This is a genomic window from Zoogloea sp. GDB6 (assembly GCF_056724105.1).
The window spans coordinates 4,458,448-4,484,995 of the sequence record NZ_CM161497.1 but is presented as its reverse complement, the minus strand read 5'-3'; the positions used below and the strand labels follow the sequence as shown (position 1 = coordinate 4,484,995).

Annotated in this window: 26 protein-coding genes; 5 read left to right on the top strand and 21 right to left on the bottom strand. The window is 67.7% G+C overall.

All coding sequences use genetic code 11. The features are described 5' to 3' along the window. Positions 1-181: 181 nt before the first annotated feature. From fba to AC1PQG_RS20470, 3 genes are all read right to left on the bottom strand, one after another. A complete protein-coding gene (gene fba, locus AC1PQG_RS20480; protein ID WP_481119605.1) occupies positions 182-1,246 on the bottom strand; it encodes a class II fructose-bisphosphate aldolase in 1,065 nt (354 codons plus the stop codon). Between the two features lie 117 nt (positions 1,247-1,363). After that, positions 1,364-2,821: a pyruvate kinase gene (gene pyk, locus AC1PQG_RS20475; RefSeq protein WP_481119604.1), complete on the bottom strand. Its 1,458-nt coding sequence runs from the start codon at positions 2,819-2,821 to the stop codon at positions 1,364-1,366. A gap of 76 nt (positions 2,822-2,897) precedes the next feature. After that, entirely contained in the window at positions 2,898-4,814 is a 1,917-nt protein-coding gene (locus AC1PQG_RS20470; RefSeq protein WP_481119603.1) for a CHASE domain-containing protein, read from the bottom strand. A 233-nt stretch (positions 4,815-5,047) separates the two neighbouring features. Between AC1PQG_RS20470 and rfbB the strand changes: the two genes are divergently transcribed. The 5 genes from rfbB (at position 5,048) to wecB (ending at position 9,712) form a co-directional block, all read left to right on the top strand. Next, positions 5,048-6,106, top strand: coding sequence for a dTDP-glucose 4,6-dehydratase (gene rfbB / locus AC1PQG_RS20465; RefSeq protein WP_481119602.1), 1,059 nt, complete (start codon positions 5,048-5,050; stop codon positions 6,104-6,106). A 13-nt stretch (positions 6,107-6,119) separates the two neighbouring features. Further along, positions 6,120-7,016, top strand: a complete 897-nt coding sequence (rfbD, locus tag AC1PQG_RS20460; protein ID WP_481119601.1) for a dTDP-4-dehydrorhamnose reductase — start codon at positions 6,120-6,122, stop codon at positions 7,014-7,016. Positions 7,017-7,033: 17 nt separating this feature from the next. Then, positions 7,034-7,924, top strand: coding sequence for a glucose-1-phosphate thymidylyltransferase RfbA (gene rfbA / locus AC1PQG_RS20455; protein WP_481119600.1), 891 nt, complete (start codon positions 7,034-7,036; stop codon positions 7,922-7,924). Next, complete coding sequence (rfbC, locus tag AC1PQG_RS20450; protein ID WP_481119599.1) at positions 7,924-8,478, top strand: dTDP-4-dehydrorhamnose 3,5-epimerase; 555 nt, start codon at positions 7,924-7,926, stop codon at positions 8,476-8,478. The genes rfbA and rfbC overlap by 1 nt, the downstream gene beginning before the upstream one ends. A gap of 124 nt (positions 8,479-8,602) precedes the next feature. Beyond that, positions 8,603-9,712 (top strand): non-hydrolyzing UDP-N-acetylglucosamine 2-epimerase, encoded by a 1,110-nt coding sequence (gene wecB / locus AC1PQG_RS20445; RefSeq protein ID WP_481119598.1) that lies wholly within the window; start codon positions 8,603-8,605, stop codon positions 9,710-9,712. A gap of 55 nt (positions 9,713-9,767) precedes the next feature. Here the strand turns inward: wecB and AC1PQG_RS20440 are convergent, their stop codons facing one another. The 18 genes from AC1PQG_RS20440 to AC1PQG_RS20355 all read right to left on the bottom strand — a co-directional run bounded on the left by AC1PQG_RS20440 (position 9,768) and on the right by AC1PQG_RS20355 (position 26,536). Then, positions 9,768-10,538 carry a hypothetical protein gene (locus tag AC1PQG_RS20440; protein ID WP_481119597.1) on the bottom strand — a complete coding sequence of 257 codons (771 nt, stop codon included), beginning with the start codon at positions 10,536-10,538 and terminating at the stop codon, positions 9,768-9,770. A gap of 10 nt (positions 10,539-10,548) precedes the next feature. Further along, positions 10,549-11,844, bottom strand: a complete 1,296-nt coding sequence (locus AC1PQG_RS20435) for a hypothetical protein (RefSeq protein ID WP_481119596.1) — start codon at positions 11,842-11,844, stop codon at positions 10,549-10,551. A 13-nt stretch (positions 11,845-11,857) separates the two neighbouring features. After that, positions 11,858-12,073 (bottom strand): hypothetical protein, encoded by a 216-nt coding sequence (locus tag AC1PQG_RS20430; RefSeq protein WP_481119595.1) that lies wholly within the window; start codon positions 12,071-12,073, stop codon positions 11,858-11,860. Between the two features lie 27 nt (positions 12,074-12,100). After that, positions 12,101-13,498 (bottom strand): hypothetical protein, encoded by a 1,398-nt coding sequence (locus AC1PQG_RS20425; RefSeq protein WP_481119594.1) that lies wholly within the window; start codon positions 13,496-13,498, stop codon positions 12,101-12,103. A gap of 11 nt (positions 13,499-13,509) precedes the next feature. Continuing rightward, complete coding sequence (locus AC1PQG_RS20420) at positions 13,510-14,898, bottom strand: tail fiber domain-containing protein (protein ID WP_481119593.1); 1,389 nt, start codon at positions 14,896-14,898, stop codon at positions 13,510-13,512. After that, the gene (locus tag AC1PQG_RS20415) at positions 14,898-15,374 is read right to left on the bottom strand and encodes a hypothetical protein (protein ID WP_481119592.1); all 477 of its coding nucleotides are present in this window, start codon (positions 15,372-15,374) and stop codon (positions 14,898-14,900) included. The genes AC1PQG_RS20420 and AC1PQG_RS20415 overlap by 1 nt, the downstream gene beginning before the upstream one ends. 23 nt (positions 15,375-15,397) lie before the next feature. Then, positions 15,398-17,272: a hypothetical protein gene (locus tag AC1PQG_RS20410; RefSeq protein WP_481119591.1), complete on the bottom strand. Its 1,875-nt coding sequence runs from the start codon at positions 17,270-17,272 to the stop codon at positions 15,398-15,400. Then, entirely contained in the window at positions 17,265-18,785 is a 1,521-nt protein-coding gene (locus AC1PQG_RS20405; protein WP_481119590.1) for a baseplate J/gp47 family protein, read from the bottom strand. Before AC1PQG_RS20405 ends, AC1PQG_RS20410 begins: the two co-directional genes overlap by 8 nt. Further along, the gene (locus tag AC1PQG_RS20400; RefSeq protein WP_481119589.1) at positions 18,775-19,194 is read right to left on the bottom strand and encodes a contractile injection system sheath initiator; all 420 of its coding nucleotides are present in this window, start codon (positions 19,192-19,194) and stop codon (positions 18,775-18,777) included. Before AC1PQG_RS20400 ends, AC1PQG_RS20405 begins: the two co-directional genes overlap by 11 nt. A 14-nt stretch (positions 19,195-19,208) precedes the next feature. Next, positions 19,209-19,856, bottom strand: coding sequence for a hypothetical protein (locus AC1PQG_RS20395; protein ID WP_481119588.1), 648 nt, complete (start codon positions 19,854-19,856; stop codon positions 19,209-19,211). A gap of 17 nt (positions 19,857-19,873) precedes the next feature. Further along, complete coding sequence (locus tag AC1PQG_RS20390) at positions 19,874-20,512, bottom strand: phage baseplate assembly protein V (RefSeq protein WP_481119587.1); 639 nt, start codon at positions 20,510-20,512, stop codon at positions 19,874-19,876. Positions 20,513-20,537: 25 nt separating this feature from the next. Further along, a complete protein-coding gene (locus AC1PQG_RS20385; protein WP_481119586.1) occupies positions 20,538-21,602 on the bottom strand; it encodes a peptidoglycan-binding domain-containing protein in 1,065 nt (354 codons plus the stop codon). A gap of 5 nt (positions 21,603-21,607) precedes the next feature. After that, positions 21,608-22,162: a hypothetical protein gene (locus AC1PQG_RS20380; RefSeq protein WP_481119585.1), complete on the bottom strand. Its 555-nt coding sequence runs from the start codon at positions 22,160-22,162 to the stop codon at positions 21,608-21,610. After that, complete coding sequence (locus tag AC1PQG_RS20375; protein WP_481119584.1) at positions 22,159-23,040, bottom strand: hypothetical protein; 882 nt, start codon at positions 23,038-23,040, stop codon at positions 22,159-22,161. The genes AC1PQG_RS20380 and AC1PQG_RS20375 overlap by 4 nt, the downstream gene beginning before the upstream one ends. 2 nt (positions 23,041-23,042) lie before the next feature. Continuing rightward, positions 23,043-24,083 carry a hypothetical protein gene (locus AC1PQG_RS20370; protein ID WP_481119583.1) on the bottom strand — a complete coding sequence of 347 codons (1,041 nt, stop codon included), beginning with the start codon at positions 24,081-24,083 and terminating at the stop codon, positions 23,043-23,045. Further along, a complete protein-coding gene (locus AC1PQG_RS20365; protein ID WP_481119582.1) occupies positions 24,080-24,430 on the bottom strand; it encodes a hypothetical protein in 351 nt (116 codons plus the stop codon). Before AC1PQG_RS20365 ends, AC1PQG_RS20370 begins: the two co-directional genes overlap by 4 nt. An 863-nt stretch (positions 24,431-25,293) precedes the next feature. Continuing rightward, a complete protein-coding gene (locus AC1PQG_RS20360) occupies positions 25,294-26,139 on the bottom strand; it encodes a hypothetical protein (RefSeq protein WP_481119581.1) in 846 nt (281 codons plus the stop codon). Positions 26,140-26,143: 4 nt separating this feature from the next. Further along, on the bottom strand, positions 26,144-26,536 hold the full coding sequence (locus tag AC1PQG_RS20355) for a hypothetical protein (protein WP_481117436.1): 393 nt from the start codon (positions 26,534-26,536) through the stop codon (positions 26,144-26,146). Between the last annotated feature and the right edge of the window lie 12 nt (positions 26,537-26,548).

The window sequence follows — 26,548 nt, the reverse complement described above, 5'->3', positions numbered from 1 at the left end:
CGAGGCGAATGGGTTGGCTTAAGGGGAGCGTACGGGGGGCACGGCTGGCTGTTGGGCAGGCGGGAGGGCGAACAAGTTCGCCGCGACAGTACGCGTGCGGGTTGCACCATGGGAAACGGGGCCGTGAGGCCCCGTTCGATGACTGCCGGCGAGACCGGGGAGAGGGCTCCCCGTGCCTTCCTTAGCGGACGATCTGGTTGAGGTCGCCACTCTTGTAGCGGGCGGCGATCTTGTCCAGGGACACCGGCTTGATCTTGCTGGCGTTGCCGGCGGTGCCGAAGGCTTCGAAGCGGGCCTTGCAGACCAGCTTGGCGGCTTCGCGGGCCGGCTTGAGGAACTCGCGCGGGTCGAACTTGGAGGGATTCTCGACGAAGAACTTGCGCACCGCGCCGGTCATGGCGAGGCGGATGTCGGTGTCGATGTTGATCTTGCGCACGCCGTACTTGATGCCGCGGACGATTTCCTCGACCGGCACGCCGTAGGTTTCCTTCATGTCGCCGCCGTACTGGCGGATGATCTCCAGCAGTTCCTGCGGTACCGACGAGGAGCCGTGCATCACCAGGTGGGTGTTGGGGATGCGGGCGTTGATTTCCTTGATGCGCTCGATGGCGAGGATGTCGCCGGTGGGCTTGCGGGTGAACTTGTAGGCGCCATGGCTGGTGCCGATGGCGATGGCCAGCGCGTCCACGTTGGTCTGGCGGACGAAGTCTGCGGCCTGGTCGGGGTCGGTCAGCATCTGGGCGTGATCCAGCGTGCCTTCGGCGCCGATGCCGTCTTCCTCGCCGGCCTGGCCGGTTTCGAGGGAGCCCAGGCAGCCCAGTTCGCCTTCGACGCTGACGCCGATGGCGTGTGACATCTCGACCACGCGGCGGGTCACGTCCACGTTGTATTCGTAGGAGGACGGGGTCTTGCCGTCTTCGAGCAGGGAGCCGTCCATCATCACCGACGAGAAGCCGGAGCGGATGGCGCCCTGGCAGACGGCGGCGGACTGGCCATGGTCCTGGTGCATGACCACCGGGATGTGCGGATAGGCTTCGACGGCGGCGTCGATGAGGTGGCGCAGGAAGGCTTCGCCGGCGTATTTGCGGGCCCCGGCGGAGGCCTGCATGATCACCGGGCTGTCGGTTTCCGCAGCGGCTTCCATGATGGCCTGGACTTGTTCGAGGTTGTTGACGTTGAACGCGGGCAGGCCATAGCTGTTTTCGGCAGCGTGGTCGAGAAGCTGGCGCATGGAAACGAGAGGCATGGTTTTTCTCCGATGGCCGGAAGATTGGCCGGGTAAAGACTATAAAGGCAGGATTCTAGCGTGGCGGCATGCCGCCTGCGCGTCTGGCGGGCCCGGAGTTTACACCGGGATCCATGCTCATGTGCTAAGTGCTTGCTGTGGGCCGGGCCTGGGGGTGTCGCCGACGCGCACGATCTTCATCGTGTTGGTGCCGCCGGCGGCGCCGATGGGCTCGCCGATGGTCAGCACGATGAGGTCGCCGTACTGTACGACGCCCTGTTCGAGCAGGATCTGCTCGGCCTCCCACAGCAGCACGTCCCGGTCGGCGTGGATCTGCGACATCAGCAGCGGATAGACCTCCCGGTAGAGGGTCATCTGGTTGCGCGCCGAGATTTCCGGCGTCAGCGCGTAGATCGGCACGCCGCTGTTCAGGCGGCTCATCCACAGGGCGGTGGAGCCGGTCTGGGTGAGGGAGGCGATAGCCTTGACCTTGAGGTGGTAGGCGGTCCACATGGCGGCCATGGCGATGGACTGGTCGATGCGCGTGAACACCCGGTCGAGGAAGTCCCGGTCCATCGTCACCTCGGTGGATTTTTCGGCCTCCAGGCAGATGCGCGACATGGATTCGACGACTTCCACCGGGAACTTGCCGGAGGCTGTCTCGGCGGACAGCATCACTGCGTCGGTGCCGTCGAGCACCGCGTTGGCCACGTCGGACACTTCCGCACGGGTCGGCACCGGGCTGTGGATCATCGATTCCATCATCTGCGTGGCGGTGATGGCGAGTTTGTTCTTCTCGCGGGCCAGCCGGATCATGCGTTTCTGCAGTGCCGGCACGGCGGCGTCGCCGACCTCCACGGCCAGGTCGCCGCGGGCCACCATGATGCCGTCCGAGGCGTCGAGGATCTCCTCGAGGTTGGCGACGGCCTCGGTGCGCTCGATCTTGGCGATCAACACCGCGCTGCTGCCGGCGGCGCGCAGCAGCTGGCGGGCCATGTACATGTCGGCGGCGCCCTTGGGGAAGGAGATCGCGACGAAGTCCACGCCGATCAGTGCGGCGGTCTTGATGTCTTCCATGTCCTTGGCAGTCAGCGCCGGGGCGGTGAGGCCGCCACCCTGGCGGTTGATGCCCTTGTTGTTGGACAGCTCGCCACCCACCTTGACCTTGGTATGGATCTCGTGGCCGAGCACGCGCTCCACGCTGAGCTTGAGACGGCCGTCGTCCAGCAGCAGCACGTCGCCGGGCTTCACGTCGCGGGGCAGGTCCTTATAGTCGAGGCCGACCCGGTGGGCGTTGCCGAGCGCGCATTGGGCGTCGAGGATGAAGGCGGCGTCCTTCTGCAGCGTGATCTTGCCCTCTTCAAACTTGCCGACGCGGATCTTCGGGCCTTGCATGTCGGCCAGGATGCCGACCGGCCGGCCGACCAGCTGGGACACCTCACGGACCTGGCGGGCGCGGGCGATGTGATCGTCCGCCGTGCCGTGGGAGAAGTTCAGGCGCACCACGTCCACGCCCGATTGCACGAGGCGTTCGAGCACGGAGGCGTCGGAGGAGGCGGGGCCGAGGGTGGCAACGATCTTGGTGTGGCGGGACATGGGGTCTCCAGGTGTGGGCGCAACGGACGGCGAGGATTCTAGAAGCAGGTCCGGCAGCAAGTAAATCGTACTGCGCTCAGGGCGTGTCGGCCGATACCGTGGTCCCGTCGCGGCCGCCCAGCTTGCTGCGGTACATGGCGGCGTCGGCGTTGCGGGTCAGGGTTTCCAGGTCCTGGCCGTGGTCGGGGTACAGCGCGATGCCTATGCTCACCGACACGGAGCAGGACCGGCCGTCCAGCTCGAAGGGGGCACTGATCGACCGGCGGATCTTGTCGGCAACTGCAAAGGCTTCGTCCATGCCGTGAATGTCATGCAGCAGGGCCAGAAACTCGTCCCCGCCCTGACGGGCGAGCAGGTCGCTGGCCCGCAGGCAGTGGCGCATGCGGCGTGCCGTTTCCTGCAGCAGCGCGTCGCCGGCAGCGTGGCCGAGGCTGTCATTGACCTCCTTGAAGTGGTCCAGGTCGAGGAACAGCAGCGCGAAGCGCGTCCGGTGGCGGTGGGCGATCAGCAGGCTGTTGTTCATCTGTTCCATGAACATGGTCCGGTTGGCCAGACCGGTCAACGGATCGTGGGTCGCCAGGTAGCGGATACGTTCTTCCGAGGCCTTGCGTTCGGAAATGTCGGTGATGGTCAGGATGCCGCCCTGCAGCGCACCGGTTTCGTCCACGTGCGGTGCAAGGGTGACGATGACGGTGATCAGCCGTCCGTCGGCGTTGCGCAGTTGTTCTTCATGCACGGTGGCCTCGCCGTGCCGCAGGCGTTCGGTCAGGGTCTGGCTGCGGCTTGCGTCCTTGGTGGGCCACAGGCTGTCGACGCGGCGGCCCAGCAGTTCATTTTCCGGAAAACCGAGAAGTTTGATGAGGCGGGGGTTCAGGTAGGTAAAACACAAGCTGGCATCGAGGGCGGCGATACCGTCCTCGGACAGATTGACCAGGGTGCTGTAGCGCGCTTCGCTACGGCGCAGAGATGCGCTGATGCGGGCCAGTTCCCCGGCCCGCTGGCGGGTGGCACAGAAGGACGCCGTCAACAGCACGAAAAGGGCGCCGATCAGCACGATCGTCGCCTGCTCGAGCCGTAGCGCCGGGGGCGCGAGATCCTCTCCTGAGGCGCTGTCGAAGAGCAGTGTCCACACGCGGCTGTCCAGTTCCAGCACGCTGCGGCTGCTGACCGGACCGTTTTCGGGACGTGAGGGATGGTTGTCGAACAGCAGATTGGCGGGAGTGATGTCGTGGCCGTCGTAGATGCGCAGGCGCACACGCGAGGTGGCGTCCCCGACGGCGCTGCTGATCAGGTCGTTCATACGGAAGGGGCTGTAGATCCAGCCCATGAAGGCGGCCTCCCTTTGTGCGGGGGTGGCCAGCGCCGCATCCGGCCTGAACACCGGCAGATACAGCAGGACGCCGGCCTGGGTGTCGGTGGCAGTCTCCTGCACCAGCCTCACTTTGCCGGAGAGTGCCGGTATGCCCAGCTGGCGCGAGCGGGCCATCGCCTCGCGGCGCACCGGTTCGGAATACATGTCGAAGCCGAGGGCCCGCTGATTGCGCCAGTCGAAGGGCTCCAGATAAATGATTGCGGTGTATTCGTTACGCCTGCCCGGCGGGTTCAGGTGGTAGTCGGTAAAGCCCTGGGCACGCATCGCCCGCTCGTGGCGTGCCATATCGGCTGCCCGCAGCGGCACTGCCAGGCCGACCCCCTGGATGCCTGGATAGTCTTCCGACAGGCGCAAGGCGTCCACGTACTGCCCCCATTCCTGGCGGGTGACTTCCCGGGAGGCGGCGAAAAGGGCCCGTGCGCCCCTCAGGACCTGCCGGTAGGCCTTGAAGCGCTCGTCGATCTTCAGCGTGATCTCGCCGGTTTCGGCATTGAAAGCCCGCTGCAGGGCTTCCCGGTGGCCGGTTTCGATGCGCTGCCATGCGATGCCGCCAGCAACCGTGCTTAGAATGAGCGCGGTCAGCGTGGGGATGACTATCGTGGGCTGCAGATAGCGCAGCATCCTGTCCTCTTCAAAGACGTGCAGGTATTTGCCATCATGCCGGAAATCCCTGACCCCAACGGCATTTGCCGGGCGGGATCAGGTACTTTCTTCAGAGCTTGCACACGTGTGTTTTTTTTGGGTGAGATAATCGAAACAACTCGTCGAGCATTCACCACTCTGCGGTTGCGGCAGGTGTTGCAAGAGATTGAGTTTGTCATAATCCCGGCTGAATAGTTTATCCAAGGACATCCATGATTCTCGTAACCGGCGGTGCCGGCTTTATCGGCGCCAACTTCGTACTGGACTGGCTTGCAACGCGTGACGAGCCGGTCGTCAATCTGGACGCCCTGACCTATGCGGGCAACCGGGAGAACCTGGCCTCCCTGGACGGCGATGCGCGGCACGTGTTCGTGCACGGCGACATCTGCGACCGCGCGCTGATCGACCGCCTGCTCGCCGAACACCAGCCCCGCGCGATCGTCCATTTCGCCGCCGAAAGCCACGTGGACCGCAGCATCCACGGCCCCGGCGACTTCATGCGCACCAACGTCGAAGGCACCTTCACGCTGCTCGAAGCCGCCCGCGCCCACTGGCAGGGCCTCGACGGCGAAGCCAAGGCCGCCTTCCGCTTTCACCACGTCAGCACCGACGAAGTCTACGGCTCCCTCGGCCCGAACGACCCGGCCTTCACCGAAACCAAGACCTACGAGCCCAACAGCCCGTACTCTGCCAGCAAGGCCGCCTCCGACCACCTCGTGCGCGCCTGGCACCACACCTACGGCCTGCCGGTCACCACCAGCAACTGCTCCAACAACTACGGCCCGTACCACTTCCCCGAGAAGCTCATCCCGCTGATCATCGCCAATGCGCTGGCCGGCAAGCCGCTGCCCGTCTACGGCGACGGCCAGCAGATCCGCGACTGGCTCTACGTCACCGACCACTGCAGCGCCATCCGCGCCATCCTCGACGCCGGCACCCCCGGCGAGGTCTACAACGTCGGCGGCTGGAACGAGAAACCCAACATCGACATCGTCAAGACCCTCTGCGCGCTGCTCGACGAACTCCAGCCCGACCCCGCCGGCAGCTACAGCCGCCTGATTACCTACGTCGCCGACCGCCCCGGCCACGACCGCCGCTACGCCATCGACGCCCGCAAGATCGAACGCGAACTCGGCTGGCGCCCGGCCGAGACCTTCGACACCGGCATCCGCAAGACCGTCGCCTGGTATCTCGAACACCAGGACTGGGTCGCCCACGTGCAAAGCGGCGCCTACCGCGAGTGGGTCGAGAAGAACTACGCCGCCCGCTGAAAGGACGCCCGCGATGAAGATCCTCCTCTTCGGCAAGAACGGCCAGGTCGGCTGGGAACTGCAGCGCAGCCTCGCCCCCCTGGGTGAGGTCATCGCCCTCGACCACGACGGCGCGCCGGGCCTGTCCGGCAACTTCGCCGACCCCGACAGCCTCGCCGCCACCGTCGACGCCGTCGCCCCCGACCTCATCGTCAACGCCGCCGCCCACACCGCCGTCGACAAGGCCGAAAGCGAACCCGACTTCGCCCGCGCTCTCAACGCCCTCGCGCCGGGCGTCCTCGCCCGCGAAGCGGCCCGGCGTGGCGCGCTGCTCGTCCATTACTCCACCGACTACGTCTTCGACGGCAGCGGCGACGCCCCGCGCACGGAAGACGCGCCCACCGGCCCCTTGTCCGTCTACGGCCGCACCAAGCTCGAAGGCGAAGACCTCATCCGTGCGAGCGGCTGTCGCCACCTCATCTTCCGCACCAGCTGGGTGTACGCCGCCCGCGGCGGCAACTTCGCCAAGACCATGCTCAGGCTGGCCGCCGAGCGCGAGCAGCTCACCGTCATCGACGACCAGCACGGCGCGCCCACCGGCGCCGAGCTCCTCGCCGACGTCACCGCCCACGCCGCCCGCGCCACCCTCGCCAATGCGGAACTGGGTGGCCTGTACCACCTCGTCGCCGGCGGCGAGACCACCTGGCACGCCTACGCCTGCCACGTCATCGAGTTCGCCCGCGCCCGCGGCATCCCGCTCAAGGTCGCGCTGGATGCCATCCGCCCGGTGCCCACCAGCGCCTTCCCGACGCCCGCGGCCCGCCCGGCCAACTCCCGCCTCGACACCCGCAAGCTGCAGGCCGCCTTCGGCCTCACCGTGCCCGCGTGGCAGCAGGGCGTCGAACGCATGCTCACCGAAATCCTGAATTGACCTTACCGGACGCACCCATGACCACCTCGCAACGCAAAGGCCTCATCCTCGCCGGCGGCTCCGGCACCCGGCTCCACCCCGCCACCCTGGCGGTGTCCAAGCAGCTCATCCCGGTCTACGACAAACCGATGATCTACTACCCCCTCAGCACCCTCATGCTGGCGGGCATCCGCGACATCCTGATCATCTCCACCCCCCAGGACACCCCGCGCTTCACCCAGCTGCTCGGTGACGGCAGCCAGTGGGGCCTCAACTTGCAGTACGCCGTCCAGCCCAGTCCCGACGGCCTCGCCCAGGCCTTCCTGATCGGCGAAGACTTCGTCGGCAACGCCCCCAGCGCCCTCGTGCTCGGCGACAACCTCTTCTACGGCCACGACTTCGCGAGCGACCTGCGCCAAGCCACCCAGAACACCGACGGCGCCACCGTCTTCGCCTACCCGGTCACCGACCCCGAACGCTACGGCGTCGTCGAATTCGACGCCGACGGCCACGCCATCAGCCTCGAAGAGAAGCCCAAGCTCCCCAAGAGCCGCTACGCCGTCACCGGCCTCTACTTCTACGATAACCGGGTGGTCGAGGTCGCCAAGTCCATCCAGCCCAGCCCGCGGGGCGAACTGGAGATCACCGACGTCAATCGCCAGTACCTGGAGTGGGGCGCCCTCGACGTCCAGGTCATGGGCCGCGGCCACGCCTGGCTCGACACCGGCACCCACGAAAGCCTGCTCGACGCCAGCCTGTTCATCCAGACCATCGAGAAGCGCCAGGGCCTCAAGATCGCCTGCCCCGAAGAGATCGCCTGGCGGGCCGGCTGGATCGACGCTGCCCACCTGCAGAAGCTCGCCGCGCCCCTCGCCAAGAACGGCTACGGCCAGTACCTGCTGCGCCTCCTCGAAGAGAAGGTGTTCTGATGAACGTCACCGAAACCCGCATCCCGGGCCTCTTGATCATCGAGCCGAAAGTCTTCGGGGATGCCCGCGGCTTCTTCATGGAGAGCTTCAACGCCCAGGCCTTCCGCGAGGCCACCGGTCTCGAGGTGGACTTCGTGCAGGACAACCATTCCCGCTCCGGCAAAGGCGTGCTGCGCGGCCTGCACTACCAGATCCAGCAGCCGCAAGGAAAGCTCGTACGGGTCGTCAAGGGCCGCGTCTTCGACGTGGCGGTGGACCTGCGCCGGTCTTCGCCGACCTTCGGGCAGTGGGACGGGGTCGAACTCAGTGAGGACAACCACCGGCAACTGTGGGTCCCGCCGGGCTTTGCGCACGGCTTCGTGGTGCTCAGTGAGACGGCGGACTTCCTGTACAAGACGACGGACTACTACGCGCCGCAGTTCGAGCGCAGTCTGGCCTGGAACGACCCGACGGTGGGTGTGGCGTGGCCGCTGCATGAGCTGGATGGTGCGCCGTTGCTGTCGGCCAAGGATCAGGCCGGTAAGGTGCTGGCCGAGTGCGAGACTTTCGACTGAGCCTGAACGGTCGCGCCGGCGAATTGGGTGATACCCGTCCTCGCCCGACAACTATTTCTTTGTTTGCACCGTGGGGCGCGCGCGATAATGTGCCCCTGTCATCTTTTGTCCGTGGAGCCTCCGTATGTCCCGTTCGCTGATCTACCTCGTCGCCGGCGCGCGCCCCAATTTCATGAAGATCGCGCCGATCGTGCGGGCCCTGCAGGCTCGGGCGGACCGCTTCGAGTTCAAGATCGTCCACACCGGCCAGCACTACGACCGGGAGATGAGCGACGTGTTCTTCGACGAGCTGGGGATTCCCAAGCCCGACTATCACCTGGAGGCCGGCGGCGGCAGTCACGCCACGCAGACCGCCAAGATCATGGTGGCCTTCGAGGAGATCTGCCAGAAGGCGCGCCCCGACTGCGTGCTGGTGGTGGGGGATGTCAATTCCACGCTGGCCTGTTCCATCGACGCCAAGAAGCTCGACATTCCGGTGGCCCACGTGGAGGCCGGCCTGCGCAGTGGTGACATGCGCATGCCGGAAGAGATCAACCGTCTCGTCACCGACAGCATTTCCGACTGGTTCTTCTGCACCGAGCCGGCCGGTGTCGACAACCTGCTGAAGGAAGGCAAGGACCCGGCGGCAGTTTTCCACGTGGGGCACGTGATGGTGGACAACCTGCTGTACCAGCGCGACCAACTCGACGCATCCGACAAGAGCAGCCTCGAAACCCAGGCGCTGAAGGCCCAGTACCCCCGCTATGGCGTGGTGACCTTGCACCGCCCGTCCAACGTGGATGACGAGGCCAACCTGCGCGGTATCGCCGGTGCGCTGACCAAGATCGCCGCCGACCTGCCGCTGATCTTCCCGGTGCATCCGCGCACCCGCGGTAATCTGGAAAAGTTCGGTCTCGACCTGGGGCCCAACGTCGTGCTCACCAAGCCCCAGTCCTACATGGAGTTTCTCAACCTGTGGAAGGATGCGGCGTTGATCATGACCGACAGCGGCGGTCTGCAGGAGGAAACCACCGCGCTGGGTGTGCCCTGCCTGACGTTACGTGAGAACACCGAGCGTCCGGTGACCATCGACGAAGGCAGCAACGTTCTGGTCGGTACCGATCCGGCGCGCATCCTTGAAGAAGCTGCCAAGGTGCTGGCGGGCCAGGGCAAGCACGGGCGGCGCCCGCTGCTGTGGGACGGCAAGGCCGCCGAGCGCACCGTCGCTGAACTCGACCGCCTGCTGGCGTCCTGATCCCCAAGGCGGCAGCTCCGGGCGCGGGGCTGCTGCTTTTTCCTGCGGCTCGTCCTCAGTTCGCGTTCGATGGGCCGTGCAGGTGGATCTCCACGTCGGCGATCCGCCCTTCCTCTTCCGGTGCGCCCAGCGTCAGCGCTAGTTCCAGTTCTCCACGCAGCCGGCAGCGGGCCACGCCCAACAGCCAGGTCGGCGCGGCCGCATCGAAGTGGCGGGTGATGTCCTTCAGTTCGAGGCGCAGGCGGGTCATCCGCAGTCCGAAACCCGGTGCAGCATCCGTCAGGTCGATGACGTTGATGGATTCGAAGGCGGACAGCACGGTTTGCAGGCTGCGAGCCAGCAGGGTGTCGATGCTGTCCCGGTCCTTTGCCCACACCCGCAGTTCCAGGTCGATGCGCCCTTCACTGCGTTCCCGGTAGCCGGCGCTCCGTGCGCCACGCGTGCGGGCCACGACCAGGCCCGGCGCGGCACGGAAGAAGCGTAGCGTGCGGCCGTCCAGCAAGTAGGCGTCGCCGGCGGACAGGATCCGCCCTGGCGGGCTCTGCACGTCAGCCAGCTCGCCGATGGCTTCCGTCGGCAGCGGAAAATCCAGCGGGTGTGCCGCATCGCTCGCCAGGGTGCCCTGCCAGCCCAGACTGGCTGGGTCCCGTATCGGTGCCGTGTCGCTGTCCGGAGCGGTACGTGGCCGGCGTAGCCGGGTGGCGTGAAGGGCAACGCGGCTGTCCCCTTGGGCAGGGGCGGTCGCCGGGCCACCCTGCAGATCCTGGGTGGCGCCGAGGGCTTCCCGCAGGGCAGGCAGCAGGAGGTTTTCCAGGGCTCCCAGCATTGAATCGTCCTCAAACGGTGGCCGGGATAGCGTCCAGTATCCCGACACGCAGTTGCAGCCAGGGCGCTTCGCCCGGTCCGTCGAGGGGCAGCCAGGGGCCATCGACACTTTGGTAACGGCTGTCCGCCACCCGTGGCGGCCGGTCCGGGTCCGCGTACCACAACACTGCGCCTTCATTCATCCGGCACACCAGCCACCACGATTGGCCGGTAAGGGGCTGTGGCTCGGGCAGGCGTGCGGTCAGCCAGATGGGGGCTGAGGCAGCGGGTTCATCGACGATCACTTCGAAGTCCATTGTCAGCAGGGCAGGTTCCTGGGGCACGGTACCGTTTGCCAAGTGAATGAGCAGTCGTCCATGGTTGGTCCGGTCAAGAGGGCGCAGACGCAGGGCGACGCTCGACAATACGCCACTATCCACGGGCGGTAGCACGATGGCGGCGGCATGGCGGCCATCACACAGGCGGGCCAGGTTCGTGCTGCCCTGGCCATCGGGCAACCAGGCCTGCTCTCCGGGGCGCGGTGTATCGGGAGGCGCTCTCGGTTCGTCGGGTGTTGTCGGTGGTGGTAAGGCTTCCGGATGGGCTTCGAAGCCGGATACGACAAAGGCCTGCTGGCCGGCACAACGGATCTGCAGCGGCACGCTGGCAGCGTGGGGGTGGTCGTTGCGGTAGCGGTTCAGGGCCCGGACCAATCCGCCCACTTCGATGGGGGTGAGCGGCAGGGGACCGTCGGCGGTGAAGAAAGGGGCCTCGTCGTCGATGGCCACCGTCAGGCCGCAGGGCTGCTGGCTGAGGTGAATGCTGAACTGTTTGATCGACAGGGCGCCGGGGATGAGGACGCCGGTGGCCGTGTCGCCGATCTTGCCTTCGATGAGCATTTCGGCGTTCAGGCGGCTGGCGCTTTGAGGGGGAAAACTCTGGCGGCTGCCGGTGGGCAGGGTGTCGAGGGGCATCACAGGTAGCCAGTTACCGTGATTGAACAGTCGCGCCCGCAGCCCGCACCTGAGCGGCGGGCCGTCGGCAACAACAGTGAGGCCGACGACCGCGCGCTCCTCACCCCACTCCGCGGTGGCCCAGCGCAAGGAGACGGCGCTGTTGCCGTCCAGCGTCCTGTCGCCAGCGTCGCTCTGCAGTGCCGGCTGGATGGTCTGGACGCTGCCGTCGGCGGCGGCCAGCAGCAGGCGCGCAGAGGCCAAGCGGCGGCCGGCAGGAAGGCCGACGTTGAGCCTGAGTCCGTTGCCGGCCGTGAACTGCCGCGTCGTGGCCGGCCGGCCATCGAGATCGAGGAGCGTTACCGGTTCGTCCATCGGTGGTCTGCGTTCAGTTGGCGACCAGGCGCGGGCCGCTGCCATCGCTGCCTGCGTCGGCGGCACCTTCGGTGGCGAGGACTTCTTCCAGCACCTGAATGGCGCCGCTGATGCGCAGCAGCGTACTGCGCAGTTCGTCCTGTTTTTTTTGCAGGTCGGCGAGTACCTTGGTGCCGGCGTCGTATTCGCCGCGGAGTTCGTGCAGGCGGGCTTCGAGTTGGTTCTTCATGATGGTCGATGGGAACGGGTCAATGGGTCAGCGGAGGAATACGAAGATGTCGATGAGGCCCTGTCCGCCGTCGAAGGCGTCGAGGGCCTTGCCGATGGTCGTGCCGACGATGGCTGTGTCGGCGCGCATGGCGTGGCCGGGCAGGCTGGCGCTAGTCAGCAGGTCGCCGCGGCGGATCGGGCCGTTCTCACCGCTGACCTTGCAGGGCACCCGGCCCGACAGGGCGACCGGGTATTCGCCGGGGCGCGGAATGCGGCGGGCCGGGTCGGCGCCCAGCAGCAGGCCGGGTTGGGACGACACCACGCCGAGGACCAGTGGGTCCTCGCTGCGGCGGCAGCGCAGCATGCCGCTGCCGTCCGGGTCGAGGCTGACCACGTCGCCGGCCTCCAGTTCTTCGACGGTATCGAAGTTCTCGGCGAGGTCGCGGTTGCCTGTCTGCACGTTGTTGCGCGCCCAGATGGTGGCCTCGGCCTCGATGTCGTAGGTGTGGATGCCGCCCTGCCAGCCTGGTGTCTTGGGCACCGGCGAGAAGCCGTGGGTGCCGAGGTTGCCGGCGATGAACACGTTGTCCCAGATCTTCACGACCCGTCCGAGTGGCCCGCCGGTGGACCGGCCAAGGATCATCAGCGCGTTGTAGTCGCCGCCGTCGTTCTCGAGGGCGGCGTAGCCGGCGTGGTTGCCGAAGCCGGTGTGGCGGTGGCCGGTTTCGGTGAAGTAGAGGTCGGAGCCGCCGGCGTGGATGGCTCCGCGCACGTCCAGGCGAGCGGCCGGTGCGCCGGTGCCGATCCCCACACTGGCCTCGGTGATGGTGCACACCTTGCTGCCAAAGGTGGCGATGTTGCGCAGGTTGCCGCCATCGGCCTCGACGCGCAGGAAGCGGAATTCCTGTCCGTCTGCATCCGGGTTCATGTGCAGGTTGACGCCAGCCTTGCTGCTGTCGATGCGTTTCCAGGCACCGTCGTAGTAGGCGTTGGAGCCCAGGTTGGTCCACGCCTCGTTGCGTCCGCCGGCGTCGATGGCGGTGAGGTTGCCCAGTTGCAGGCGGCTGCTCGGCGCCCGCTCGCTGCCCAGCGTCAGGCGCTCGCTGATCGACAGGCTACCCTTGATGGCGCCGCCGCTGCGGCCGAGTGTGTTGCCGAGGCTGGTGAGGATGTCGTTGATCTGGCTGGTCAGGTCGTGGGTGCTCAGCTTGAGGCTGCCGCGCACTTCCAGATTCTGGACCGTGACGCTGGCGGCTGGATCGATGCGGCTACCGTCGATGGCTTTCTCGCGGATCCCTTCCCGCGGGATGGGGGTGCCATTGCCGGTGCCGTGATCGTGGCTGGCCAGGGCCTCGCGGGTCAGCACCTGGGCTTCGTTCCAGTCGTCGGCGCGGATGATGTCGCCGGCGCTGCGCTTCACATAGGGATCGGGGCGTTCGGCCATGGAGCGCTCCGTCAGTTGCGCAGCGGAAGGGCGCTGCGCAGGTCGTCGATCATCGCCTGTTGCTCCTTCACGGCCTGAACCAGCAGTGCCACCACCGCTGAGGTATCGATGCCCTTCCAGCCGTCGGGGCCTTCACTGACGGCCTGTGGCAGGACCGCCTCGACATCCTGGGCGAGTAGCCCGAGGGCTTCCCGCGAGGTATCGCTCCTCCAGTTGAAGCTGACGCCGCGCAGTTGGCTCAGCCGGGGCAGGGCCTGATCGATCTCCTGGATATTGCATTTCAGGCGCAGGTCCGATTGTTGGTACTGGCCTTGCATGGTCCACATTTTCGACGCGGCAAAGCCGCCCCAATAGGCATTGTTGGCCACGTTCTTGAGTCGTAGCCATTCATCGTTGGCCTCATGGTCGCCGATGCCCGACAGCCGCCACTTGTCGCCCAGGCGCAGTATGTCGGTCTTGAACACGCCGTTGATGGTGTCGAAGTGCATGCGGATGCCGCGGCTGCTGTCGCGGATGTACAGGTTGTCGTCCACGTTGATGTAGACCTGCCCCTGCCAGCGGTAGAAGGTGCCGTCGGCAGTCATGTGCTGGCCGATCTCGGTGCTGACGTCGATGCCGTGGGAGTAGATGCTGCCGTTGACGTCCAGCCGGTCCCACACGGAGACGCGGCGCCCGAGGCCGGCACTGCTGTTGCCGATGATCATCAGGGTCTTGTAGATCTGCGTGTCGTTGCTGATCTCGGCGGTGTTTCCGCCACTCGCCCGGCTGGTCCATGCGGATGAGAAGCGCAGTGGATTGTTGGCCGGAAAGAGTTCGACGATCGGCGTGTCGGTGCCGTCTTCCGCTTTGGCCGAATGCACCTTGAGGCGCAAGGCGCCGGCGGTGACGAAGGAGAGGGGGTGCAGGCTCTTGGTACCGACGATCATGCCCGGTTCGGAGCCGAAGAAGCCGGCTACATGGCTCATCAGCCGGCCGTCGATGTCGCCGGCGCGCACCGACAGTTTGGCATGCTCGGCGCCGACGACATCGGCAACCCGGTTCCAGCCTTCGGCGTTTTCGGGGCTGTCCGTGCCGATGCCGAGGTCGCCGGTGGCGGTCAGGCGGGCCCCCGAAAAGCTGGCCAGGGCGGCGCGGATATCGGCGAGCTGGCTGGTGCCGGTTACCTTGAGCGGGCCGCCGATGGTGAGCTCCTTGAGGCTCAGCTTGATGTCCGGGTCGATCTTGCTGGCGTCGATGGCCTTGTCCTGGATGCCGTCGCGGGGGACCTGACGGGCAGCGTCGCCGGTGTGGTCGTGGGCGCGCAGCTCGCTGCGGGCTCGCACCTGCATCTCGTTCCAGTCGGCGGCGAGCATGATGTCGCCGGGATCCTTGCGGAGATAGGGATCGGGTGTATCGGCCATCAGAAGATCACCTCCCAGGTCAGCGTCATTTCGAGGTTGCCCGCCCGGTTGATGAGCGGGAAGGTCACGCGGTTGTAGAGCACCGCTTCTGCACCCGGCAGGCTGATCAGGATGCCGGCCTCCTGCAGGGCCTGCGGGTCGGCGCTGCCGGAGGCCGGCAGCGTGGCGGTGACGCGGGCGGTGATGCGTTGTTGTCCGTCGTGGTCGGCCAGCGCGATGCTCGGGATGCTGGCGGGGGCCGAATCGAGCGGATCGCCGAGGGCCGTGTCGTCGAGGCTCACCGTGCCACCCTGGCCGCCGACGGCGATGCGCAGCTCGGGCCCCTGGGCGGCGCCGGCAAACAGGCGGGCGAGCAGATTGCGGCCGGCATTGGTGATCAGATTGTCCACCCTGTGTTTCTCCACCACGCGGCCGCCGGCATCGCGCAGTTCGATCGAGAGGCGGCCGGCGAGGCCGTGGCATTCCTTCATGGGCATCTTCTTCAACTCCTCGGGGCGATTCACCCCGCATGGCTCCAGTCCAGGCGGGTGGTGTCGAATACCACCTGCATCGAAAAGCGTCCTTCGCCGGGCTCGTGCCTCTCCTGGGAGGTCAGGCCGAGACCGGTCTGCAGTGTTCCGTCCGTCGGGGCGGCGTCTTCCGTCCAGCGCTGGGCGAGGGTGATCGCGGATAGCCCGTCGGCGGGCATGACATCCTCGCGGCGGGGCGGCTCGGGGAAGTCCACCATCGCCCGCACGCCGGCAGCGGTGGCCCGGGTGACGTCGCTGCGCAGCAGTTTGAGGGCGCCGCGGGCGGCGGCGGCGGAGACCCAGCCGCTCTTGGGAACCCGCAGCCTATAGCTGGCCGGCGGGCGCGCCATCCAGTCGAGGCGCAGGGACAGGCGCGGTGCGTTGATAGTGGTCTCCTCGCTGGCCGTGCCGGTGTCGGTCTTGCTGAAGGACTCGAACAGGATGGAGGCGTAGCGGGAGTCGCTGCGGCTGATGGAGCCGTCGAGCAGCGCGAAGCTGGTGCCGCCTGCGTCGTCGTGTCCGGCGAAGCGGGATGTATGGACGGTGGTCGTGGCGTCGGCGAATTCGGCGTCGGGTTGGGCGAAAGTCAGCAGCATCCATTGATTGCTGCCGCATTGCAGGCGTGGCGTGAGGACCCGCTGGTCGAGCACGCCGCAGCGCATCGCGCCGAGGCTCGACTGGGGATCGTCGAAGCGGTTGCCCCACAGGTAGAAGATCGAGTGGCTGACGTCCCGTTCCGTGCCGTCGGGCCCGATCAGCAGTGCCTGCCCTGCTGGGCGGGCGCTGAGCCAGGCGTGGTGACCGGGGGCGTCGAAGCCGTCGAAGGGGGCGGCTTCGGCGGGTGTGACGGCGGGGTAGAGCACCAGGGTTTCGCCGGGTTTGACGGTACCGGCGTAGAGGGTGATTTCGCCGGTGTCGATGCTGCGGATGGCCGGATAGGCGGCGGGCTGTTCGCTGATCTTGAGGCTCAGCACCGGGCGGTCGGGGTGCAGGCTCGGGTTGCTGATGACAAACGGACGGCGCAGGCGCGGCGCGCTTTCGGCATGGTTGGCCGGCAGGCTTGGGTTCTCGGTGAGCCAGGCTTCGACGACGGCTTTGTTGCGGTTGGGGCAGGCTATGTCGCCCTTGCCGCCGCAGGCGCTGCAGCGCTTGCGGGTGCCCGGCAGCATGCCGAAGGCGAGGGTGCTGTCCTGCCGGCGTAGGAGGCGCGGGCAGGGTTCGGCGCCGAGGTCGGCAATGGCCAGGGACAGCAGCGCCCGCGGGGTGGCCAGCCCACCGGTGCGCACGCGGGCGGTGACCAGCAGACGCTGGCGGTAGGTTTCGCCGGGTTCCGGATCGAGTACCGCCAGGAAGGAGGTCATGGTGTCGGTTTCGGCCGCGCTGCTGGCGGTGACGCTCAGGCTGAGCTCGTCGTTGCCGAGCGAGAAGGCGAGGCCGGGGAACAGGGCGCCGAGGGCTTCCGCCGGATCGATGGGCGGGCGGCCGTTGCGTGGGCGGCGCCAGCCTTCGCCGATCAGTTCGGTCAGCGCTTCGTCCCGCGGTGCGCTGTGGTCGAAGCGGATCTCCAGCCGCTCGGGGGACGGCCTGTCGTAGCCGGCGTGGTTGAGGCGCGGGGGCAGGCGGGCAACCTGCAGCAGCTGGCCGAGCTGTTCCACCGCGCTGGTGTCGTCTGCATCCTGCCGCTGGGCACTGGCCAGGCCGACCCAGCGGTCGTACTGCACGCGGGTCAGCGCATCGTCGAGGCGGGCCAGGCTGGCGGCCAGACCGCCGATGACGGCGGCTACAGCGCTCCGCTCGGGCTGCGCCGTATAGATGCGCGGCAGCAGCTGCAGCAGGCGTTCCCGACGTCGCCGCGGGTCAGACATCGCCGTGCTCCGCGTGCAGGGTGACGGTCCGCGGTATGGGCTGCTCACGTACACTCACGTGGGCTAGCCCGCTGGCGTCGTCGAGTTCTTCGGCGAGCCCGTCCCGCTCGTGGATGACGGTGACGCGCAGACGCGCCAGGGCGCTGTCGCCGGTGACCGCGGCGATGGCGTCACGCAGCGTGGCATAGGCGATCTCGGCGGGCGCGTCCTCACCGGCCTGGCGGGCGGCCTTGTCGAAGGCGTCCTTGAGGGCATTGGTCACGCGTGCCTGAAGTCCGTTGGTCGGCGTGCCGACGGCGAGGGTCAGGTTCGCATCCACCCACACATTGAGCAGGGGCGGTTCGATGCTCAGGCGCAGCGGCAGGGCTTCGGGATAGAGGCCGATGCGTTCGCCCGGGCTGGCCAGTACGTCGCCGTTGCCGAGTAGAGAGCGGTAGGCCACCGACTGGAGACCGTTGCCATCCTGCCACACGAAGGGTTCCAGCAACGGGCGCTGACCGGTCCGGCTGCAGCCGACCACCGCGTCGTGACCGAGCAGCAGGGAGCGGACCTTGGCCTCGCGTACTGCCTCGCCGACCTTCAGCTTGCCGAAGTAGTCGATGAGGGTGGCGCCAAGGCGTTTCTCGATGTCCTTCTGTTCCCGTTCGGAAAGCTCGGCATTGAGCGTCAGCGTCGCCGTGACCTGTACGAAAACCGGGATCGCTGGCCCGCAGCGCAGCACGATGCCGGCCGGGCGCACGTCCTCCAGGCGGTTGCGCACTTCTTCGAGCAGGTCGGCGGGAATGTCCTTGTCGCCGAGGATCACTTCCACCTCGCCGAGGCGGCCACCGGGGTTCTCCATGACCTGCACTTCCTGGATGCCCAGGCTGCGGGCGGCCTGTTCCAGTGCCGATACCGTGCCGGTGTTGGAGGACTGCACCAGCCGGCGGGCGCGGGCGCGCAGCTCGTCGTCGGTTTCTTCGCGCTGGCGGAGGACCAGGTCGCCGGGATTGCCGACCGTGTCGATGCCGGCGATCGGCCGTGGCAGCGTGGCGAGGGCGTTGGCCTTGACGGTGTTGCCGCCAGGCTCCAGCGCGCGGACGCCGACCATCAGCTGGCGTTCGCCCTTGCCGAGCACCGCGTTGGCCGTGGTCGCAAAGAGGGGCACGTCGCGACCGGCGACCAGGGTCCCCAGGGGAATATGGATATCTTCCGGGGCCGGCTGGCCGCGGCCGAGCAGGGCTGTGCCTTCCAGGTGGCCGCCACGCTGGCGCTCGATGCCGAGCAGGGCGACGACGTTGTCGAGGGCTGGGCCGCTGGCGCTGTCGAGGTAGGCGTTGCGGTAGACCGTATCGAGTTGCTCGTAGCAGACCGCCAGCTCGCGGGCGAAGGCTTCGGCGAGGGTGCGCATCACGCTGCCCTCGTTGGCATCGGTCAGCGCCACGCGGCCGCCCATGCCCGAGCCGATGTCGGCCAGCAGGGCGTCCACTACCTCGGCGAAGTCCTTCTTGATGAAGACCCGGTCAAGCGGCATCGATGCGTACCTCCACGCCGGCCTCCTGGCCGCCGACGGCGCGGACCCGGGCAACCACGTCGACCCCGTCGCGGCGGGCGTCGTGGGGGGTGACGGTGACCTGCAGCACTTCCTCGACGCGCGGGTCGCGCAGCAGCTCCTGGCGCACGTAGCGGCGCAGCAGTTCGAGGTTGGGGCGGTCGAGGGGCTCGCCGATCAGGTCGCGGATGCGGCTGCCGTAGCGGGGGTGGGCGAGGCCGGCCAGTTCGCCGCGGTCCACCAGCAGGCGCAGGGTCAGGGCCTGGACCAGGTTTTCGAGGCCGTCGATGGTTTCCAGGTCCTGCAGGCCGAGGGCCAGGTCGACGCAGGCTTCCCCGCGGGGGAAGACCAGGCGCAGGTCGGTGCCGAATGGATCGGGGGCGGTCGCCATGGTCGTGGCCTCCTTCACATCAGTCGTCCGGGGCCGGCGCTGGCGCCGGGCGGGCAGGGGATTCCGGGCGACACCAGGACCTGGGACGCGAACAGGGTGAGGGCCAGGTCCACGCTTTGGGCGAGGGCCTGGGCCAGCTTTGGCGCATCTTCGCCGCGCAGGCCGTTCTGGCTGAGCAGGCCGTTGGCGAAGCCTTCCAGCGGGGACTGCAGCGGTACCGGCTGGAGCATGCCCGGTGCGGCGCTGACAAAACCGGCCACGGCGATGCCGGGCATCACCATACTCTGGGCGCAGAACAGGTTGATCGCCTGGGCGATGGTGCCGGCGATGGTCTTCGCCAGTCCGTCCGCATCCTCGCCGCGCAGGCCCTGCCCCTGGCACTGGGCGCTGGCCAGGACTTCCAGCTGCGACGCGCCGGGGCCACCGGCCGGCGGCGGCATCAGTTTGCCGGGGCCGGCGGTGGCTCCGCTGCCGGTGATCGGGTCGGCGGCTACGGGGATGCCGGGCATCACCATGGCTTGGGACAGGAACATCGTCAGCGCCTGGCCGGCAGTGTTGGCGATGGCGGTGGCGAGGCCGGGAATGTCCTCCCCCTGCAGGCCGGCGGCCTTGAGGAAGCCGCTGGCCGGGGATTCGATCTGGCTGGATGTCGGGGTGGGCATGTCTGGCTCTCCTCGCTTCAGCCCTTGGCCTTGACGGTGCCGGACGGCACCAGGGCCTTGCCGGTGTAGTAGCACTTGTGGGACTGCTCGGTGATCACGCCGGCGCCGTCCTTGCCCAGGTCCACGTTCCCCGATGCGTCGACGGTGAAGTCGGTGCACTTGATGGTGAGCTTGCCCTTCACTTCGATGACCAGGTCGGCTTCGCCCTTCACTTCGATGTTGCCGTCCTTCTTCACCGTCACAACCGTTTTGCCGGCGGTGACGATGCAGGATTCGTCGGCGTCGATCGCGAAGCTGCTGACGCCGTCGGCGGTGGCGAAGGCGTGCCATTCCTTTTCCTTGTGCACCGGCGGATTGATCTTCTCGGAGTACAGGCGGCCGACGACGACGGCCCGGTTCGGGTCGCCGCCAACGTAGCTGAGCAGCACCAGGTCGCCGACCTGCGGCGGGCTCACCATGCCCACATGGGGCGTGGCGATGGGGACCTTGCGCAGCTCGAGGCCGCCTTCGCGCAACTGGACCGTGCATTCGTGGTTGTTGCCGTCGTCGTCCCCCGTGTGGGGGAAGACGCTGGTCACCACCGCCAGCTCGCCGAGGCGCAGGCTGCGCAGCTCGTCGCGGACCACCGCGCGGATGATGTCGATCGGATCGCTCATGGCCGGGTGTGCAGCGTTTGCCGGATCAGGCCGGGGCCTTTAGCGGATCGAAGCCCTTCGGCAGCGCATCGGCCTTGAAGCGCTTGGCCCGCTTCAGGTTCTTCGCGTCGTAGTCCAGGTGCAGCAATCGGTTGAGGGTCGCGTTGTCGAGCTTGCCGCTGACCGGCAGTTCGTTGAGCTGCTGGAAGGTGCGCAGGCGGCCGGTGAACTCGGGACTGAAGAGCTTGCGGTCGGCCACGTTGGGGGTGACGTAGCCGAGAGCCTCGAGGATCGCGTTGGCGTCCTGCACGTCGCTGCCGGCCTTGTCGGTGGAGAAGTCGAGTTCCCACACGGTTTCCACATCGGGGGCTTCGCCGAACTTGCCGATCGACTTGAGCGGCAGCTTGTCGGCGCCGGCTTCCCACAGGCGGCGGGCGCCGAGGCGGTTGATGTCGAGGGACGACACGCTGGCGCCCTTGCCGAAATTCTGCAGCTTGAAGTTCTGGTCGAAGCCGAACTGCAGCAGGCGCAGCGTGCCGGTGTGGGCGAGGACCACGTGGCTCTCGGTGGTGCTGCCGAGCTTGGCTTCGTCGAGGGGAGACTGTTCAATGCCGAGCAGCTTGTAGAGGGACGCGCCGATGACCTTCAGGTCGTCGGGTTCGGGCACCTTGTCGGCGATCTGGACGATCTTGTCGATGATGTTGGCCACGTCGGGAATCGGCGAATCGGGGCTCGGATCCTGGCCCACCGCCAGTTCGAGGGAGTTGATGAACTCCTTGCTGGTGGCGGTCTTGATGAATTCGGCAGAGACCTCGACGAGGGCCTTGGCGGCGTCGCCCTGGATCAGCAGGTCGTTGGCGTCGAGGGTGAAGCGCTGCAGGTAGGCCACCGCCAGCGTGAGCACGTCGAGAGCCTTCATGACGCCCTTGGCGATGGCATCGTCGCGGAACTCGCGCACGCGTACGACGCGTACCCAGCGCGGGGCCTGGTCCTGGCGCTTGCTGTTCTCGAGGGCGACGCGCACCCCGTCGAGCAGGATGGCGACGGCACGGAAGGGATTGTCGGCGCGGCCGTCGGCAGCAGGTGCGGGAACGGGCGTGTTGTCGGGCATGGTGCTTATCCTCCAGAAAGAGCGGCGCCGGGCGTGGCGCTGGCGGGGGTGGTCGGGGGAGCAGGCGTCTTGAGGGCCTTGAGGGCTTCGGAAAGATGGTCGAGGGCGCTGATGAGGCCGCGCCATTCGGCGGGGGCGAGCAGGGAGACGGCGCCTTCGGCGACCTCCATGCCCATGTCGAGCACGCCGGACACCTGGCGGATCGGCCCTGACACCTGCCGAGCGGCGCCGGCGGCATCACCCAGGCCGATGCCGAGGCGGGCCAGCCAGTCGCCGGAGGCGTCGGTGGCCGCGCCGATACCGCTGACGAAGCCCGGGATGCACCCGAGCAGCGCGACCAGCGCGTCGGCATCGAGGGCGGTGCGGCGCAGCGGGACGGCGCCGGTGCGGATTTCGCCGAGCACCCGGCCGAGCGCGTCGACGCCCTGGGCCAGTTGCGGCTGGGCACCAAGATCACGGGCGATGTTGGGAATCTCCCTGGCCGTCTTGGTTTCCAGCAGCGCGGCCAGCGCCTGGACCAGGGCGGCGAGGTCGCGCACGATGTCGGCAGCGCTGCTCATTTCAGCCCTCCCTTGACGATGTGGTCGAGTTCCGGTGGCAGCTTGAGGTCCTTGATATCACCGGCCAGACGGCCCGCCGCGTCGAGCACTTTCTTGAGCTGGTTGAGGAATTCGAGACCGCCGGAGAAGGCCTTCATCAGCGAACTGAACTTGGATGGATCGAGCTGCTTCAGGAAGGCCGCGCCTTCCTGGGCATACTTGGACAGCATCGGGCCGAGGGCACCGGCCTTGCCCAGCGCGTCGAAGAAGCCGCTGGCCTTGCTCGGATCGGCGGCGGCGAGGGTGTCGAGCACGCCGTTGAGTTGGCCCGTGTCCAGGCTGTCGAGCTTGTTGGCGACGGCATCGCCGAGGGCGTCCATGTCGAGGCTGTCGAGTAGGGCCGGCTGGGCGGCCAAGGCTGATGAGAGGGAAGCCGGGTCCTGCAGCACACCGGCGGCGGCCAGGCTGTTGTCGCTCCACGCGCCGGCATCGGCGGCGACGCCGTTGTTGACGTCGGCCAGGGCGGCGTCGCTGGCCTGGGGCGCTTCGATGTGCTCGCGCAGGCGCAGGCTGAAGCGGAAGCGGTCCCGGTAGCCGGCCACCTGGCGGACCCTGAAGTCTTCGATGATGACTTCGGTGAGGTCGGTGCCAACCACCAGGTCGGCCGCGAAGGACTGGGGCTCGGCCTTGGCATGGGCCTGGCGCAGGGTTTCGAGGGACGACAGGGCTTCTTCGCCGAGCAGCAGGCCGTCGATGAGGATGGTGACCGGCTCGCGCCCCAGATCCTGGAACACGCTGCCCTGCTGTTCGGGCACCCGCTGTTCGACGAGGGTGCGCGCTTCCTCGGTGTGCAGGTCCTGCACGCCGGTGAGTTCGATCTTGCCGATGCGCACGCTCATTTTCAGAAGCCCAGCCGGGTGAGCGTGCCGCGCTGGCGATCCAGCAGGTGGCGGACGTGGCGTACGCGCAGCATGCCGCCCTGGCCGAGCAGGTTGGCGGCGGCATGGTCCGCGGGGAGGCCATCGATGGATACGAGGTCGCCGGGCTGAACCTTGGGGGTGGCGAAGACTTCCAGGCTGCCGCCGAGCAAGCGGGCGGCCAGGCTGGTGGCCCAGGCCTTGGCGACCGCTTCGACGGCTTCGCCGGAGCGCAGCGCGCCTTCGCGGAGCCGGAACGGGCGGGCGCCGAGCTTGCCGGCCTGGACTTGCCCGTCACTGTCGACGGCGGCCTTGGCGCTGACGCCGGCCAGGTCGGTGCTGAGCCAGTGGGCCTTGTCGGCCCCCTTGGCGCTAGCGGCGCCCTCGCCCCACACCTCGATGCTGTCGAAGGCTGGGCTGCATTTGTGGATGGCCAGCTGGATCACCGTTTCGCCGAACTTGAACCGGTGATCGGCGGCGCCGTTCTTCGGGGCTGTGCAGTGGATCTTGCCGTCGCCGTCGGCATACAGGTCGGCACCGCACAGCACGGCCAGGCGGCGCAGATGGCCGAGGGCCGTGGGACCGCGGTGCAGCGCCCAGCCCGACAGGTCCGGGCCCTTGCTGATGGTGCCTGCTGATGCGCCGATCTTGCCGATCAGGTCCTTGATGATGAAATCGGCGGACACGCTGTCGTAGGTGCCCTCCACTTCGTGGCGGCCAAGATCGGCAATCGCGCCGTGGGCGATGAGGGTCTGGCCGGTGGCCCGGGCCACGCTGTCCGCGAGCATGCCGGTGAAGACGGTCTGCACGCCATCGCCGACATCCAGCTTGACGGTGACAGTGTCTCCGGCACTCGGTGGCGCCACGTTGCTGTCCGCCAGCTCGATGGAGCACGCGGCGCCGGGGCCATCCATGTTCAGGTCGACGCACAGCTGCAGCAACTGGCGCTGGGATTCGCTGGCCTTGCTGCTGGCCAGCACGCTGCCGATCTGCACCTGGTAGGCGTTCTGGCGGACCGGTTTCATACGTCCAGCCCCTGGCGGCGGGCCGCATCGCGCAGCAGGGCGACGAGGGCTGTCTCGAGTTCCTGCGCATCGCGGGGGGCGGAGCCGTCACCAGCCAGCGCGACGCTGACGTGAAAGTGGTTGTTGACGCGGGGGCCGGCTGTCATCGAGGGCGCCTGCTTGTCGTCGCTGTCACGCAGGCTGCTGTCGGTGAGTTGCCAGGCCTTGTCGAGAACGGGGGCCATCGCGTCGGCGACGCGTCCGATGGGGGTGCCGCGGGAAAACGATGCCCCGGGCTGTGGAGCCTGCTTTGCGGTGTGCGATGTGCCCGCCGCTTCCGGCGTGTCGTCACCCGGCGCTGTGGGCATCGCGGGCAGATCGGCGAACGGCTTTTTCAGGCGCCAGTGCCTGGGGCGTAGGTCGGAAGGCTCGGATGCTGCCGGTGCGGGTTCTCCGGAAGAGGCTTGGGGGGCTCCGCCAGCGTCCAGTCGCGATGGAAAGTCAGGGGCTGGTTTGGTGGCGGGGCTTGAGCTGACAGGTGTCAGACTGGGTTCCGGGGCTGCCGGTAAGGGCGCATCCGCTGCGAAGTCGGACGCAGGTGGAACGGAACGCAGCAGCGCGGGAGCCCTGATCGATTGTCCTGCGCCATCACCGGTGGAGGATGGCGTGACGACGGACCTCCGTTCTTCCGGTGACGGTAGGCGTGTTCCTTCTCCTTCGCGTTGGACCATCGGGTGTTCCACCACGCCTGCTACCCGAAGAACCGGAGGACGGTGGAAGGCAGAAGCGGGGGCAGGCACAACCGTCGGGTCGGCCGGTGTCGTGTGTTGAGGAGGCCTGTGCTGCGTAACTGATTGGCCGGAGGGCTGCGGGAGATGCGCTGCGGGTGGAGATGCACCGTCACGAGCTGGTTGGAAGTGTGTGTTGTTCGCCGGTTCGTCTGTCCTTGTGGGCGGAAGCGGAGATGCATCCAACACTGCAGGGATGGAGATGGGCCGGTCGATGTTCGGCGAGATCTCCTGCCTTGAGGAGCGAATGCCGTGGGCGGTGTTCTGCGGGGTCGCCCCGCTCGCGGGAGCCGCAGCGGGTGTTCCGGAGGACAGGGGATCGGAGTAATCCCCTTCATCGTCCGTCGCCGCGTCCACATCCAGCGCGAGATTCCGTCGAGCCTCCTCCAGGCTGCGGGCCAGCGGCTGGAGAATGCGGGCGACGAGGAGTTCGGTGCCGGTCGTCACCGGGACATCCTTTCCACGGCCTCGTCGTCACCGTCGTCGTCGATGCGGATCACCGTGGCGTCCGGATGGTCCGCCAGGCTGCGGCGCCGGGGCGTCTGCGCAGCGGGCTGCAGCAGGTCGAGCATGCGCAGCAGGCGGTCTACCTCGGCGGCGGGAGTCGCCCACACCTTGGCGGGAGTCCAGCCCAGCACCTGGCACAGCCGCAGGGTGCGGGCAGCGCACTGGCGGGCGGCTTCGCCACCTTGCAGCAGGGGGTCGGTTTCTTCGTCGATGACGTTGAGGGCCACGGTGGCGTGGAGCAGCAGGGCGGTGGCGCGGGCGTCGAGATCGTCCAGGCCAGAGGGGGCGTCGAGGGTGGCCACCGACGCGTCGACCATGCCTTCCAGGTAGCGCACCGGGTCGAACCAGCTATCGTCGTCGTGCTCCCCGGACAGGCTGGCGTCGAGGGCAGCGAGGCGCTGGTGCTCGGTCCAGGGGCGCAGGCGCACGCGGGCCGGGTTGTCGTAGCTGCCGAGATCTAGCCATTCCCCTTCGGCCGGTGGCTGGGCGAGGGGGGCGTCGCCACCAGCGGCCCACCACAGGGCGATGGGGGCGAGTTCGCGACGGGCCGCTTCATCCGCGTCCACGCCGGTGAGCACCGCATCGCAGAGGGCCCGGCTGTCGAGGCGCAGGCCCGACGCTGAGGGCGCGGTGCACAAGCGCAGGGTGTCCATGTGACGGCGATAGGTCCAGGGAGGAAGGGTGACGGCCAGCGTGTCGGTGGCGATGCCGAGCGGCCGGTGGAAGCCCGCGAAGTCGAGCCTGTAGGCCGTGCCGGCGAGGTTCAGCTCCAGCGGACCCAAGGGCTCATTCCTCGCGGATCCGCGTGGCGCTGAAGGTATAGGCGGTGACGACGGTGCCGCCGGCGCCGAGGCTGAAGGCCTTGTCCTCGATGTAGCAGTCATCGAAGGAAACCGTGCGCTTCGGCGAATCGGCGGCGTCGTCCTTCTTGAGGTTGGCGACGAGTTGGAAGCGGGCCTGCTTGTCCAGGTGTCCGTCGAGCTTGAAGCTGGCCGAGCGGACGGTGATCTCGCCCTGCACGGTGCGCAGGCCGAAACTCACCGCAACGCGTTCGTCGCTGCCCACGGCACGGATGTCCTCACGTTCGGTGACGACGCGGTAGGCCAGGGACTGCAGGCCTTCGATGGCTTCGCCATCGACCAGTACGCTGGAGCGATTGGCGGAAAAAACGGTCGGCATGGCGGGCTTCTC